The 14,246-nt window shown below is 45.5% G+C and carries 13 protein-coding genes and 1 other annotated feature; of the genes, 2 read left to right on the top strand and 11 right to left on the bottom strand.

Annotated elements, in window-relative coordinates; genetic code table 11:
- Window positions 1-15 precede the first annotated feature (15 nt).
- From ACAW68_08960 to ACAW68_08980, 5 genes are all read right to left on the bottom strand, one after another.
- On the bottom strand, window positions 16-84 hold the full coding sequence (locus ACAW68_08960) for a KxYKxGKxW signal peptide domain-containing protein (protein XGA17022.1): 69 nt from the start codon (window positions 82-84) through the stop codon (window positions 16-18).
- 238 nt (window positions 85-322) lie between these two features.
- Window positions 323-1,513, bottom strand: a complete 1,191-nt coding sequence (gene mltG / locus ACAW68_08965; GenBank protein ID XGA15585.1) for an endolytic transglycosylase MltG — start codon at window positions 1,511-1,513, stop codon at window positions 323-325.
- Between the two features lie 99 nt (window positions 1,514-1,612).
- On the bottom strand, window positions 1,613-4,036 hold the full coding sequence (gene pheT / locus ACAW68_08970; GenBank protein XGA15586.1) for a phenylalanine--tRNA ligase subunit beta: 2,424 nt from the start codon (window positions 4,034-4,036) through the stop codon (window positions 1,613-1,615).
- Between the two features lie 9 nt (window positions 4,037-4,045).
- Window positions 4,046-5,086 carry a phenylalanine--tRNA ligase subunit alpha gene (gene pheS / locus ACAW68_08975; protein XGA15587.1) on the bottom strand — a complete coding sequence of 347 codons (1,041 nt, stop codon included), beginning with the start codon at window positions 5,084-5,086 and terminating at the stop codon, window positions 4,046-4,048.
- 58 nt (window positions 5,087-5,144) lie between these two features.
- Window positions 5,145-5,350: a binding site (T-box leader), on the bottom strand.
- Between the two features lie 95 nt (window positions 5,351-5,445).
- Window positions 5,446-5,778, bottom strand: a complete 333-nt coding sequence (locus ACAW68_08980; GenBank protein XGA15588.1) for a winged helix-turn-helix transcriptional regulator — start codon at window positions 5,776-5,778, stop codon at window positions 5,446-5,448.
- Between the two features lie 577 nt (window positions 5,779-6,355).
- On the opposite strand from ACAW68_08980, the gene ACAW68_08985 reads away from it, so the two are divergent.
- Window positions 6,356-7,471, top strand: coding sequence for an MFS transporter (locus tag ACAW68_08985; GenBank protein ID XGA15589.1), 1,116 nt, complete (start codon window positions 6,356-6,358; stop codon window positions 7,469-7,471).
- 39 nt (window positions 7,472-7,510) lie between these two features.
- Here the strand turns inward: ACAW68_08985 and ACAW68_08990 are convergent, their stop codons facing one another.
- Complete coding sequence (locus ACAW68_08990; GenBank protein ID XGA15590.1) at window positions 7,511-7,990, bottom strand: HD domain-containing protein; 480 nt, start codon at window positions 7,988-7,990, stop codon at window positions 7,511-7,513.
- Between the two features lie 55 nt (window positions 7,991-8,045).
- The gene (locus tag ACAW68_08995) at window positions 8,046-8,816 is read right to left on the bottom strand and encodes a TrmH family RNA methyltransferase (protein ID XGA15591.1); all 771 of its coding nucleotides are present in this window, start codon (window positions 8,814-8,816) and stop codon (window positions 8,046-8,048) included.
- Between the two features lie 96 nt (window positions 8,817-8,912).
- Here ACAW68_08995 and ACAW68_09000 point away from each other — a divergent pair, with 96 nt between their 5' ends.
- Complete coding sequence (locus ACAW68_09000; protein XGA15592.1) at window positions 8,913-9,929, top strand: lipid II:glycine glycyltransferase FemX; 1,017 nt, start codon at window positions 8,913-8,915, stop codon at window positions 9,927-9,929.
- Window positions 9,930-9,972: 43 nt separating this feature from the next.
- Here ACAW68_09000 and ACAW68_09005 read toward each other — a convergent pair whose 3' ends face one another.
- The 4 genes from ACAW68_09005 to fba all read right to left on the bottom strand — a co-directional run bounded on the left by ACAW68_09005 (window position 9,973) and on the right by fba (window position 14,159).
- Complete coding sequence (locus tag ACAW68_09005; protein ID XGA15593.1) at window positions 9,973-11,694, bottom strand: hypothetical protein; 1,722 nt, start codon at window positions 11,692-11,694, stop codon at window positions 9,973-9,975.
- A 178-nt stretch (window positions 11,695-11,872) separates the two neighbouring features.
- On the bottom strand, window positions 11,873-12,388 hold the full coding sequence (locus tag ACAW68_09010) for a Crp/Fnr family transcriptional regulator (protein ID XGA15594.1): 516 nt from the start codon (window positions 12,386-12,388) through the stop codon (window positions 11,873-11,875).
- 263 nt (window positions 12,389-12,651) lie between these two features.
- A complete protein-coding gene (locus ACAW68_09015) occupies window positions 12,652-13,245 on the bottom strand; it encodes a hypothetical protein (GenBank protein XGA15595.1) in 594 nt (197 codons plus the stop codon).
- Between the two features lie 23 nt (window positions 13,246-13,268).
- Window positions 13,269-14,159, bottom strand: coding sequence for a class II fructose-1,6-bisphosphate aldolase (fba, locus tag ACAW68_09020; GenBank protein XGA15596.1), 891 nt, complete (start codon window positions 14,157-14,159; stop codon window positions 13,269-13,271).
- Window positions 14,160-14,246: the final 87 nt, after the last annotated feature.

Here is a 14,246-nt window from a genome sequence, read left to right on the forward strand (position 1 = left end):
CAAACCGGCAAACATCTACTTTTTACCGGCCTTATACATCTTGTAGTGCGTCTTTGCACTATTTTGTTCGTTATCTTTAGCCATGTTAGTTGCCCTTTCTTTCCCGTGTTTCCGCGTTTTTTATTCGGAATAATTGGGATTCACCCAACTCTCTTAATCTCGCAAATCTATCTTTTGTCCGATATTTCCTACTCTAAGTAAAGTATAAAGATATTACTCAGAAAAAACTCATTTCGCGACTTGGAATTGCAACGTTTATGTCATAAAGAAGCAATAAAAAAGACACCCTAAGCAAACGCTTAAGATGTCTTGATATCTGTAATTACTTTGATGATGAAGATGCTGATGAATTTGATGCATTCTTAGCATCTGCTTCATTTCCAACTGATTGGTTTGTTGCTTCCAAATCACCTGACTTGCCCAAGTGCTCGTCATAGTCCTTTGAGTAGTAAACCTTACCAGTCTTCAAGTTAGCTACGAAGTACAAGTAACCCTTATCACGGTCAGAAGGGTTCAAAACCGCATCAACTGATTGTGATGATGGGTTGTTGAATGGTCCAGGACCGTAACCTGAGAACTTATACAAATTGTATGGATTATCTGATGAAACATCATCGTTCGTCAAGTTCGTCTTGTTCGTATCCAAGGCGTACTTCGTTGCAATATCTGATTGCAATGGCATGTTAATAGCCAAACGGTTTTCAAAGACACCCGCAATTGTCTTACGACTTGCTTCGTCAATTCCTTCACGCTCAACCAATGACGCCAACGTCAACACTTGGTGCACGGTCATGCCTGACTTCTTAATGGCGTCAAACTTGTCCTTCATTTGCACGTAGTCTTGGTAAACCATTTGGTTGATCAACTCGTTAACAGTCTTAGCCGTCTTCCAGTCATAAGTTGCTGGGTACAAGTATCCCTCCAACTTGTAACGGATGTCACCTGCTTGTTGGCTATCCACTTCAGAATCCAACAAACCAGGGTAAGCTTCCTTCAAGCGGTTGAAGAAGTCTTGGTCGTTAACGGCCTTTAAGAACTCATCCTTCGTGAAGTTTGTCTTCTCACCAACTTCAGTCGCAATGTTTTCAATCGTCTCACCTTCGCGAACGGTAATTGTATCCTTACCGTTCAATGGGTAAGCAGCACCACCTTGACGCAATGACTTTACAATCGTCTTCACATCATCAGCTGGGCTAAACAAGTAGTACCCTGCCTTCAAATCTGAGACATTGTTCACCGTCACATAGTTCATGAAAGCACGTTCTGAACGCAAAACCTTTGCCTTGCTCAATTCAGATGCAATTTCTGATGCTGTGGCACCAGACTTAACTTGCACTTGAACATCCTTCTTATTCTTAACATTCAATGCTGAATAATCCGTCTTATCCTTTTGAATGGTGTAGTATTGGTACCCACCAACACCAGCGCCGATAAGCAGAATCACAATCACAACCAACGAAATCCAAAGTCCTTTGCGAGACTTTTTGCCGTTGATGCGGGCTAAATCTTCCATTTTTATTGTTCTCCTTAAAATGCAATGACAGCAAAAAGCCATCCGTTACTAGTTAGTATACCAGTAACGGATGGCTTTTAAATAATTGATTGACAATTTTTAACGAATTTCGGCGCTAAATTGGTCAGCCAACGCAGCGGTAATGTTTTCAACAGCTGCGTTAATGTCTTCATCAACCAACGTCTTCTCAACGTCAACGAATGTCAATGCGTAAGCCAATGACTTCTTATCATCAGCCACGTTTTCACCCGTGTAAACGTCAAATAGTTCTACATCATGTAACAACTCACCACCGGCAACGACGATGGCAGCACGCAAATCAGCGGCTGGTACATCGCGATCAACCAAGATGGCCAAGTCACGAGAAACGGCTGGGAAGCGTGATACCACTTCATAACCGTCCTTCACCTTTGGCAAGTCGAAAATGGCATCCAAGTTCAACTCAAAGGCATACGTTTCGTTAACCTTGTAAGCCTTAGCCGTCAATGGGTGTACTTGACCGATAAATCCGATCAACGTCTCACCAACGTAGATGTCAGCCGTACGACCTGGGTGCATTTCAGCACGCTCAGTCGTTGGCACAAAGCGCACATCTTCAGCCAAAACGTAGTTAGCCAATAGACGCTCAACGATACCCTTCAAAGCGAAGAAGTCAGCCTTTTGTGCACCTTCTGCCCAAGTACGTGGCAAGACGTTGCCTGTGATAACACCGGCAACGTGCTCGATTTCGGCTGGCAATTGGTTGGCATCCCCATTAGAAACGAAGACACGACCTTGCTCATACAAAGCCACATCAGCCTGCTTACGAGCAACGTTGTACGCAACATCATCAAGCAAACCAGTCAACAAGCTACCACGCGTTTGTTGGCGATCTTGTGACATTGGGTAGTCCAATTGAATTGGTTGCCCATCGTGCATTTGGAAGTTGTTAGCCTTCTCAGGTGTCGTCAACACGTATGAAATCGCTTGGTTCAATCCCAAGCCTTCCAAGTCGTGGCGCGTTGCACGAATCAAGGCTTGCTTTGGCGTCAACTTACCTGGTGTCGTTTCACCAGTTGGCAACGTTGCTGGCAAGTTGTCGTAACCGTACAAACGGGCGATTTCTTCGACCAAGTCAGCTTCAATCGTGATGTCCCAACGACGGGCTGGTACAGTCACAGTGAATTCACCGTCGTTCAACTCGTAGTCGAAGAACAAGCGATCAAAGATAGCTGAGATTTCAGCATCCGTGATTTCCGTTCCCAATACGTGGTTAACGTGAGCAGTCGTCACCTTAACAACTGGTGCTTCGTACTCAAAGTCTTGTGCAACGACACGACCTTCAGTCACATCACCACCAGCGATTTCAGCAATCAAAGCTGCCGCGTGATCCAATGCCGTAAACGTATCTTCAACGTTCACACCACGTTCGAAACGCGTTGATGCTTCTGAGTGCAAGTTTTGGTCACGAGCAGCGTGACGGATGGCCTTAGGCTCAAAGATAGCCCCTTCCAAAACGATGTTGGTCGTCTTAGCAGTAACTTCAGTTGACTCACCACCCATAACACCAGCAAACATCAACGCTTCATCACCAGCGGCAATCACAATGTCACCTTCTGATGCTTCACGCTCAACGCCGTCCAACGTCTTAATCTTTTCAGCAGGCTTAGCCGTACGAACCGCAATGTCCTTGCTTGGTAATGTATCCAAGTCAAAGGCGTGCAATGGTTGACCGTACGTCAACAACATCAAGTTCGTCACGTCGACAACGTTAGAAATTGGACGAATTCCCATCGTCCACAAACGGCGTTGCAACCACAATGGTGAATCCTTGACTTCAACGTTCTTAACCACACGCAAGGCGTACTTAGGGGCCAAGTCAGCTGGTGCCGTAGCTGAAATCAAGTCTGCCGTCTTCTCTGACGTTTCCGTCAATTCGAACGTTGGCAACGTTGGCTCTTCTGACAAGATGGCTGCAACTTCCCAAGCTGTACCGTTCATTGAGAACAAGTCAGCACGGTTAGGCGTAATACCCGTCTCAAGCACGTCATCATCCATACCCAAAACATGCAAGGCATTCTCACCGGGCGTCAATTCATCTGCATCAACGTCGTTAAAGACCCAGATACCTTCTTCAAAGTCCTTAGGGGCAACCTTGTCGTCAAAGCCAAGCTCTTGCAAAGCCGTCAACATACCGTTTGAGACTTCACCACGGAGCTTACCCTTCTTAATCTTTTGGCCACCGCCAACGATTGAGTTGTGCTTAGCCAAAATAACCGTTTGACCCTCGGCAACGTTTGGGGCACCCGTCACGATTTGGATAGGCTCATCCTCACCAGCGTCCACTTGGGTAATCACCATGTGGTCTGAATCTGGGTGGGGCACAACTGACAATACCTTGGCAATCACGATATTCTTCATGTTTGCTTGTGGTTGGTATTGTCCTTCAATTTCAACAGTCGTACGTGAAATCTTCTCGGCCAACTCGTTAGCTGGCAACTCGATTGGCAAGTAATCACGCAACCAATTTACAGAAACCTTCATTTTGTTTGCTTATCCTTTCTGGTCAAATTGCGTCAAGAAACGCACATCGTTCAAGTAGAAGTTACGGATGTCTTCGACACCATACTTCAACATTGCAAAACGGTCAGGTCCCAAGCCAAAGGCGAATCCGCCGTAAACTTCTGGGTCAACACCGGCCATGCGCAAAACGTTAGGGTGCACCATACCAGCACCAAGCACTTCGATCCACTCGATGTCTTCAGGGGCCATGTCTGGTGTCACAGCGTTCCATGACACGTCAACTTCAACTGAAGGCTCCGTGAATGGGAAGTATGAAGGACGCAAACGAATTTCGTGGTCCTCACCGAACAACTTACGTGCAACTGCCAAAAGCGTTCCCTTCAAGTCACCCATCGTGATGTGCTTGTCGATAACCAATCCTTCCATTTGGTGGAATTGGTGTGAGTGCGTGGCATCGTCTGTGTCACGACGGTAAACGCGACCTGGTGAAACCATCTTCAAAGGTCCAGCATTAAAGTCGTGTGACTCCAATGTACGAGCTTGCACAGGAGACGTTTGCGTACGCATCAAGATTTCAGGCGTGATGTAGAACGTATCTTGCATATCACGGGCTGGGTGATCCTTTGGCAAGTTCATCATCTCAAAGTTGTACTTATCTTGCTCAACTTCAGGACCTTCAATGACTTGGTAACCCATGCCAAGGAATTGGTCTTCCAATGACTCAATGATTTGTTGCAACACGTGTGGTTGACCTTGTACAGTCGCACGACCTGGCAACGTAACATCCAACGTTTCAGCTGCCAATTGGGCATTCAAAGCTGCCTCTTCCAATGACGTTTGACGTGTCGCAATGGCCTCAGTCAAGGCATCGCGTACCTCGTTAGCCAAAGCTCCCACAACAGGTCGCTCTTCTGGCGTCAAATCCTTCATACCGCGCAACACTTCAGTCAACGGTCCCTTTTTACCAAGCCAGTTAACACGCACTTGGTTCAAAGCCTTCAAGTCAGTCGTTGCTTCAATCTCGCCCAATGCTTGATCGCGCAATTGCGTGAGCTCGTCTTGTAAACTCATGGTTTGTCTCCTTAGAAAATAAAATCAAAATAAAAAGTCCCTGCGACAAATAACTTGTCACAGGGACGCTCATTAACGTGGTACCACCCTACTTTAGTCGTCACTTAAGACGACCCTCGGACATCCGTTAACGGTGATGAACCGCAAAGGCCTTGCAACCAATGAACTCCTGACTGAAATTCAGTTTTAATGTCGATGGGATTTTCACCAGCACCCACTCTCTAAAACGACATACCAACTTACTAGGTCATTCAAAGTTTCTTATATTATTGTACAACATTATCAGTCATTCGCAACCGGTATGCAAAAAACCAGCGAACGCGTTCCCTTTGTTCACTGGTTTTAATGTCACTGATTAATTAGGCGTTCCAGTTGTCTGACCATTCGTGAATGGCAGCCATCATAGGACGCATTGACTCACCACGCTCAGTCAAAGCGTATTCAATCAATGATGAGTCTTCATATGTACGACGCTCAACGATTCCAGCTGCTTCCAATTCCTTCAAACGCTCAACCAAAACACGGTCTGAGCACTTCGTCACAGCTTGCGCCAAATCCTTGAAACGACGTGGGCCGTTGTTCAACAATACTTCGATGATCAAGCCATTCCACTTACGTCCCAAGATATCAAACGTTGCGATAAACTTGTCGCACAATGTGTTTGCTACTACTTCATGTGATGCTACTGCCATAATTACTGTCTCCTAATACTCTAGTTCTAATCGGATTTTTATTTACATTTTATAAGTGATTTAATTGTAACGCTCTTCACAAATTAAGTCACGTTTCCGTACTCGGAAAAAGGACAACTTGTGTGACGCGTCTCTGTTTTTTTCTCACTTTTGATACTTACATTATAAAACCAGAATTGTGATTTTTTTACGAATAAACTCTGCACGAAATAAAGACAAACTATGCACGAGCCTTGATTTACATAGGGTTAAACGTTTTAAACGGTTGTCGAATTGACGTTTTTCAATACAAAAATTGTCCTTCTAAAACGATTAACTATGAAGACGATTTTTTTGAGGTGTATACTAAAAATTAGTTTTTCCACGGTTGCTATTGCTCTAAGCCTCCTGGATAAACCCAGGAGACAAGACCAAGGACGCCCCTGATAAGGGCGACTTGGTCACGTCGGAGGTTAAAAACCTCCAACATTTCCAGTCTACTTTATTAGAAAGTCAGGTGTTTATTACGTCTCAAAAATCAAATTCCCGTATCTTTAATGCAACGTTTATTCAGCTCTTTGTTATTCAAATTTTGAGCATGGTGACGTTCTATAGTCTTTTTGTCATTATTGGCCCCTACACTGTGGCAACGTATCATGTCAGCAATGCCATGGCTGGTCTGGTGACCGGTATGACAATTATTGGTACGATGATTGCGCGCTTTTCAGCTGGTATCTTAACCACCAAGTTCAGTGCGCGCCAATTGACCATCATTAGTATGGCAATTTTGGTCCCTGTGCTACTGGCCTATCAGCTACAAGGCGGTTTGATTTATTTGCTTGTTGTCCGTTTCATCCAAGGATTATCAGTCGGGATTACCGGTACTGTGACAAACACAGCTGTCATCAACGTCATTTCAACCGAACGACGTGCTGAAGGAATTGCCTACTTCTCTTTGGCTACAATCCTCGGTACGGCGTTCGGTCCTTTCTTGGCTTTGTTGATCACGCAACATGCTTCATATAGTACACTATTCTGGCTTGAGTTCTTGACTGGTTTGGTCGCTTTAATCGCATCCCTATTCGTCAAGTCAGACAAGGTTTACATTGAAACAAAGCCGGTCGCTAAGGAAGCCAGCCAACGTTTCGACATTCGTACCTTGATGGAGCCACGTGTATTGCCAATTTCATTGACCCTTGGTTTCGTGACAATTGGTTACGCTGCTTTGCAAGCCGACTTGGATTTCTTTGCGAGTCAATTGCACTTGGTGACGTTCGCGTCATACTTCTTCTTGGTTTACGCTTTCGTCATCTTGCTATCTCGTCCGCTCGTTGGTCGCTTGATGGATCGCAAGAACGAAAACTACGTCATTTATCCATCATTGGTTATTCTAGCAATCGGTTTGCTACTATTGGCCACAATGGTAAACGGTTGGATGATGTTGCTAGCTGCCATCTTCATCGGTGTCGGTTTCGGTAACTTCCAGTCTGCGGTTCAATCAACCACCTCACAAATAATTCCGGCTGACCGTTTGACGCAAGCCACAGCAACCTACTTCATTGCCTATGAAGCATCACTTGGTTTTGGTCCTTCAATTATCGGACTTTTCGAGCCTTACCTTGGTTATCGTCACCTCTTTATGGTCATGGTCGCCATTACGGTAATCGGCTTGGTCGTCTACCACTTGGTACACGGTCGCCGTGTGAAAGCATAATAAAAGAGCGCATCGTTGGATGCGCTCTTTTATTATGCTTTAATGTGCGTGGAATAGTCGCTTGACGCGGGCTGATGCCGGTGAGAAAAACTCAGCGACCGCCATATAATCATCGACCAAATCCAGCAAAAAGCTTTCGCGATAATGTGGTAGCGCAGCCGTTGCGCCCCACATGTGTTTCAGGATAATATCCTTTTCCATCGGTGATAGCTGCGTAATCTTCTCGGCGTTTCGTAGTGAAACACGGGGATGAATAAACGCATGCGTTCCTAGCTCGAACTTCGTGGTACGCCAATCATAAAAGAAGAGATCGTGCAAAATACCAGCTCGTGCGACCGCAGTTGCATTCAAGCCAAGACGTAATGCCCACTTGTAGCTCACATATGAAACCGCAATTGAATGGGTTAGCCGATCCGAGTGGTGGTGTTGGGTGTAATTAGCCAACTCTTGCACTTGGGGATGGGCCAACAAATCTTTCACGATATTATAATACGCGGTATCGCGTTGCCAATCTTGCATATAAAAGCCCCCTCTTTGCATGATTAACAGTACCTTATCAACCTCAAACTAGGCTTTAGCGTGCCTTCAACGCGAACATCGCAATACCAGCTGCCACACCAACGTTTAGTGATTCAGCTTGGCCAGAAATTGGGATGTAAAGATTCTTCGTTGTCATCTTGGCCAATTCAGGATTCATACCTTGACCTTCGTTTCCCATAATCAACGCAAATTGTGTTTGCGCTGGAATAGTGAACAAGTCGGCGGCTTCTGGATCCAATTGTGTACCATAGACGTTCATGTCGTTTTGCGTAAATGCTGCCGTCCACTCTTGCAAGTTTCCAGTCGTCAACGTCATGTGGAATTGTGATCCTTGCATAGCACGCAATGCCTTTGGTGAATAAGGATCAACTGATCCATCCCCAAACACAACACCGGCAAAGCCAGCTGCGTCTGCCGTACGAATCATTGTCCCAACATTACCTGGATCTTGAATCGCATCTAAGAACAACCAAGCCCCGTCGTGAATAAATTGTGGCTCACGCGTTGCTGTTGGCAATGAGACTTCCGCAAAGATACCTTGTGGCGTTACCAAGTCTGATAGCTTCTTAGCGATATCGGCCGTAATTTCAAATACCGGTACCCCAAGTGGCAAGTCATCTTGGTGTTCTGCCAATTGTTCTGGTGTTGCCATAATCGCGTGCAACTTACCATCGTGTTGAATGGCCTCTTGGACCAAATGCCAGCCATCAAGCAAATATGTCTTACTTGCTTGGCGACCCTTCTTCGTTTGCAACTTTTGCCATGACTTAACACGGCCATTTTGTACTGATGTAATAGTTTCCATAAGAGTTATTATACTCTGAAACTGGTAAACTTGCCTATGTTATAATTTATTGAGATTGAATGAGACTGTTTTTCAGTTAGGAAAGAAGGAAAAACAATGCCAGTTTTGGATATGAATGATGCAGCTGCTGTTGAACGTTTTACGACGTTTGTCCGCAACTCAAAGTTCGGCCAAGTGACACAAGACTTGGGCTGGGCACATGTTAAGAACAATTGGGAGCCACGCCACGCGTACGTTGAAGACGCTGACGGCAACATCATCGCTGCCATTTCACTATTGTTGACACAAACGCCAACCGGTAAGAAGTTTGCCTACGCATCAAAGGGACCAGTGATGGACGTTACTGACCTTGATTTGTTGGATAAGTTGGTTGCGGAAGCTAAGCTCGCCGTAGCCGATGATGATGTGTACGTCATTCGTATGGATCCTGAGGTGCCTTACTCAGATGAGTTTAATGACGCTTTGCGTGCCCGCGGTTACGAAACACGTAACCGTAATGTGGCTGACCAAGGGATGCACGCCACAATCCAACCACGTTTGAACATGGTGATTGATTTGACGGCTAAGCCAGATGCCAAGGAAACGTTGGATTTGTACCCTTCTAAGACGAAGTCAAAGTTGAAGCGTCCCGTACGCGATGGCGTGACTGTTCGTTGGGCCAACGACGAAGCTGCCGTTGATGCCTTCTTCGAGACATACGCCGGTATGGCCCAACGTCACGGTATCTCACACCGCCCAAAGGAATACTTTGAGCGTATGCGTGAAGCCTTTGCTGATGATGATATCATGCGTATCTACATTGCCGAACGTGAAGGCGAATTGCTTTCAACTGGCATGGGCTTTAAGTATGGTGACAAGATTTGGTACATGTATGCCGGTTCATTCGACGGTAACATCTACTACGCACCATACGCTGTTCAAACGGCTATGATTCAATGGGCCATGGATTCAGGTGTTTCATTGTACGACATGGGTGGTATTGAAGAAGCGTCAGATCAAGATGGTTTGTTCGTCTTCAAGCGTACATTCGTTAAGGATGACCCACGTGAATACATCGGTGAAATCGACGTCGTTGTTGACGAAGACGCCTACACAGAATTAGTTCGCAAATAAACAAAATGCAGTCTGCCAAAATCGGTAGACTGCATTTTTTGTTTTACAACGCATCCATTGCGATACGAATAATTTTCGTCATCCCCGCGTTTGGTGTCACTTGAATATTTTGTCCGGCTCGTTGCGCTTCCCACGCAGCCTTAACCGTATGGTGATGTGAGCCGTTAATCAAGACGATGCCGACATCATATCGGTTCGCTTGAATTTCATCAATCACCTTACTCTCCGTGTACTTAGAACCATCTAGCCAGGTTGCTTGTCCGCCAACTTCATTGATCTTGTTGGCGGCATTCTTGGCATTGGCACCAAACCAAGACACAATCAACACACGCTTACCAAACAGACTTCGCTCGAGCTCACTGTCAGTGGTACTCTTTTCATCTTCGGTAACCTTTATTTCTGGCAACTTACCAAGACTGCGCAACAGTTGTACAGCATGCGTGTCTGTTCGAACTCGTGCTGAATACGTCTCTTCCGCATTCAAACTCGCTTCATCAAGGCCGTTGGTATCAATTTGATTCATGCCAGCCAAGTGACCTTGCGTATCAATAAAGTAGCGATCATCATCTTCAACATAGAAGCGCCCCTGAACTGGCATCCACAAAGCAACATCATCGTTCGTCAAATCGTTATATGTTTGGACAAGCAATGGCAACTTGCGGTAGGCCGCTAAATTGTCACGGGTTAAGTGCGCAATCAGCTGTGATAAGGCTTCTGAATCCGTCACTGGTACAGTTTTGGTCATCACAACCGGTTCAGCTTGTTTCGTGACAATTCGTACCGGTTGAGGTGTCTCAACTGGCGTTTCCTGTACCGGCATCGCAGGCTGTTGCTCCAATTCAGCAATACGCACCGCCAATGTTCGAATCACAGTATCCTTGTAATCCGTATTGACTGGCACTGTTTGTGCCTTTGCCTGTTGCGTGGCATGTATTTGCGCCAATGATTCATTCGCTTCATGCAGCGCTTCTTCAAGCTCAGTAATCCGACCACTTTCATTGCGATGCAAATTTTCGTATTCCGCAACCTGATTCTTCAGCTCTTCAAGTCGGGTTGCTTGATGTTCCAAATCCAATTGACGTTGGTGAGAAAGCTGTTGCGTCGCTTGTTGCGTTGCTTGTGCAGTCTCAAGTTGGTCTGATAATGCAGCCGTCTCTTGGGTCGTGACTGCATTCGCCTGCTTTAGTTCACGCTCAAGCTCTTGGACGCGTTCACTTGCCGCAACATTTTTGGCCTTCAACGTTTTATTTGCCTTTTCCAATCGGTCAATTTGGCTCTTCAACGCTGCAACATCCTCACTTGGCTCTTGTGATTCAGCTGACTTAGCTTGCGGTGTCGCCGTCATTCTAGTTCGTGGCACTCTATCCTCGGTAAGCGCATCGCGAAACAGTTGGAGTCCATCCCCTTCATCGCGAACCTGATAGGCAAAGCCATAGACACGGCGGGATGACACAACATTTTTTGAATTCTCCCAAACATAAACCAGCTCTGGTTTTGAGGTTAATGTCAGCCGAATGGTTATCTCAGCCAACAACTCGTTTACATCATCCTCAGAGGCACGCAAAGCTTCTGCCAATGGTGATGCCAGTGTCTTCTTAACTTCATTTTGTTCAGCCGCCGGTATGGCATAATGATATCTTTTTATCAGTTTATCTGTTTCTTTGGCCAACTCTAAATTATCGACAAAAAATTTTTCACCACTTGATAAACCAGGATTGCGGTTCATTTGTTTGCGTATCTTTTTTGCTAGCTTATTTCTGTCCATTTTCGTCACCCCATTTAGAACGCGTTTACCCTCTTTATACCATAAACTGCATTGTAAAAGGTTGTACGCTGTCTCAGGTGGCCAAAACTTAAAATCCACGGCCAAATTAGCCCCTAGGTTCATGAAAAAAAGGATTCGGAAAATGTCTTTCCGAATCCTTTAGTCTTTAATCATTAAATTAGCGAACTTCGATATCGTTGTTCAAGAATGGCAACTTTGAACGCAAGAATGGCGTTACCCAGTGGTCCAAACCGATACGTGCTGAGTTGAAGCCACCCATCAAGATGAACATCTCGATGAAGATGAACGTTGGGTTAACTGACACAACGCCGGCACCCAAGTATGAGAAGTTCATGATCATTCCGAAGAAGGCAGCTGCCAAAGTCAACGTACCAAAGATCAATCCCAAACCAACAAACAACTCACCCCATGCAACGGCGAATGAGAAGAAGCCAGTTGCGTGACCGTGGTTCGTTGCTAGGTTCAAGAACCAGTCGTACCATGGGAAAGCCTTCGTTTGTGCTGGTGTCATAACTGGCTTAGCAATTGCCATGTTAATCATACCTGAAGCATCGAAGCCACCCTTAGTGGTAACCTTCTCAAAACCGTCCATTACCCATTGGAATCCCAAGTAAACACGAGCAATCGTCAATACCCACATTGCAACCTTGCTGTTACGTAGCCATGAAATCATAATAATATCTCCTAAAAAATAAATAATCTTATTTAAAATATGTGAATCAATTAACATATATTATCTTAATCTACTTACATAAGTTTAGCAACACAATATTCACAATTTATTCACACTCGATGTTCCGTATTTGAAACAAAAAAAGACGAACGCCTAATTTTAGGCGTTCGTCTTATAGTTAACAATGTGAACAATGACACATTTTAAAACGCAGTCATCAGTCTCAACGTCTGCTTTTTATGCTAATTGTGCATATTTGTGCTTTATTCCCATGCGGCTTTAACGAATTTCTCCGTATCGCCGTGCACAGCAATATGATGTTCATTCATAACCGTATCAACAGCATTTCGAATACCGTCGCCGTTCTGGAACACTTCGGCCACCTCAATCAAGAGATCAGCCAAACCGGTTTGCCAAGTCATCTTGGGTTCATAACCGTATTGAACCCATTGGCTGTCCATCGTCGCATCATCCCAACCGCTGGCCCCGTGGTATGGTCGATCATCAACCAAAATAGCCCCCGGTGTGCGTGCTAGGCTTTTATCGTGCGCCATAATCACCCGCTTGTAAAACGGGCTCTTCTCATCTTCACCGAAATGATGTTGCAACCAAATCAGCTTATCTTGCCAAGCACTCGCATTTTGCCAAGGTGCTGTCGACAAAATGTATAGCTCATAATAGTCGTTCAACTTATTGACCGCGTCAATCGCCCCTGGCACCGGTGGTAAATCTCGAAAAATGCCTGGAATCTGATCTGGCTTAGCGACTGTCTCACCGGCCATATCAATCGCGTTCAAAATAAGTAACGTATCAACAAGGACATTGTCCATGTCCAAAAACAATTTAGGCTTGTTCATCTTTCCCCTCACAGAAATCGGCATTACGCCTTTGTTAGTGTTACTTGTGCCTTGTTAGCTGACCCAAGCATTTGAATCATTTCTTCGGCAGCTTGTTGCGCAGCGTCGACACCTGAACGAAGCAACTTACGTGGATCATAGTTAGTGCCTTCCAAATCACGGTCTGACACAATGAAATCACGCAATGCGTTGTGGAACGCCCATTGCAATTGAGAATTAATGTTAATCTTTGCAACACCAAGTGTAATGGCCGTCTGAATTTCGTCCTCAGGCAAACCAGAAGCGCCGTGCAAGACAAACGGCATCTCATGGCGAGTAGCAGCTTCAAACTCTGTCAACGCGCCCAAATCCAAGCCAGCAAAGTCTTCTGGATAGGCGCCGTGAATGTTACCAATGCCAGCAGCTAGCATATCGATTCCCGTGTTGGCCATCTCAACAACCTGCTGCTTGTCAGCAATCTCACCCAGTCCAACAATGCCATCTTCAACACCGCCAATTGACCCAACTTCCGCTTCGACGCTGACACTCAATTCCGCAGCCTTCGCCACCAAAGCCTTGGTCTCGCGCAAGTTTTCTTCAAATGGCAAATCAGAACCGTCAAACATAACGGATGTGAAACCATCGTTCATTGCTTGGTACGCCATCTCTAAATTACCGTGATCCAAGTGAATCGCTACCGGCACCGTAATCGCCATACTCTCATATAAATCGCGGACCATGTCGGCTACCATCTTCGTGCCACCCATGTACTTAATAGCGCCCATTGATGCTGCGATAATCACCGGCGCCTTTTGGCTTTCAGCCGCACGCAAGATTGCTTGCGTCCATTCCAAATTGTTCGTGTTGAAATGCGCAACTGCATATCCTTGTGCGTGTGCTTGTACAATCATTTCTGATGCATTTACAATTCCCATTTTTTATCCCCCCATGGTTAAAAATGTCATTTTCAAGTAATAAGTTGACTTAATCCAGCCGTTCCCCCGAACATTCTCGATTAAATG

The sequence above is a fragment of the Weissella confusa genome (assembly GCA_041871065.1).
GTDB classification, from domain to species: Bacteria; Bacillota; Bacilli; order Lactobacillales; family Lactobacillaceae; genus Weissella; species Weissella confusa_A.

Excerpts from the sequence above, each read along its gene's own strand:
- mltG (XGA15585.1), bottom strand. The coding sequence starts at position 1,513 with ATGGAAGATTTAGCCCGCATCAACGGCAAAAAGTCTCGCAAAGGACTT.
- pheT (XGA15586.1), bottom strand. The coding sequence starts at position 4,036 with ATGAAGGTTTCTGTAAATTGGTTGCGTGATTACTTGCCAATCGAGTTG.
- pheS (XGA15587.1), bottom strand. The coding sequence starts at position 5,086 with ATGAGTTTACAAGACGAGCTCACGCAATTGCGCGATCAAGCATTGGGC.
- ACAW68_08980 (XGA15588.1), bottom strand. The coding sequence starts at position 5,778 with ATGGCAGTAGCATCACATGAAGTAGTAGCAAACACATTGTGCGACAAG.
- ACAW68_08985 (XGA15589.1), top strand. The coding sequence starts at position 6,356 with ATGGTGACGTTCTATAGTCTTTTTGTCATTATTGGCCCCTACACTGTG.
- ACAW68_08990 (XGA15590.1), bottom strand. The coding sequence starts at position 7,990 with ATGCAAGATTGGCAACGCGATACCGCGTATTATAATATCGTGAAAGAT.
- ACAW68_08995 (XGA15591.1), bottom strand. The coding sequence starts at position 8,816 with ATGGAAACTATTACATCAGTACAAAATGGCCGTGTTAAGTCATGGCAA.
- ACAW68_09000 (XGA15592.1), top strand. The coding sequence starts at position 8,913 with ATGCCAGTTTTGGATATGAATGATGCAGCTGCTGTTGAACGTTTTACG.
- ACAW68_09005 (XGA15593.1), bottom strand. The coding sequence starts at position 11,694 with ATGGACAGAAATAAGCTAGCAAAAAAGATACGCAAACAAATGAACCGC.
- ACAW68_09010 (XGA15594.1), bottom strand. The coding sequence starts at position 12,388 with ATGATTTCATGGCTACGTAACAGCAAGGTTGCAATGTGGGTATTGACG.
- ACAW68_09015 (XGA15595.1), bottom strand. The coding sequence starts at position 13,245 with ATGAACAAGCCTAAATTGTTTTTGGACATGGACAATGTCCTTGTTGAT.
- fba (XGA15596.1), bottom strand. The coding sequence starts at position 14,159 with ATGGGAATTGTAAATGCATCAGAAATGATTGTACAAGCACACGCACAA.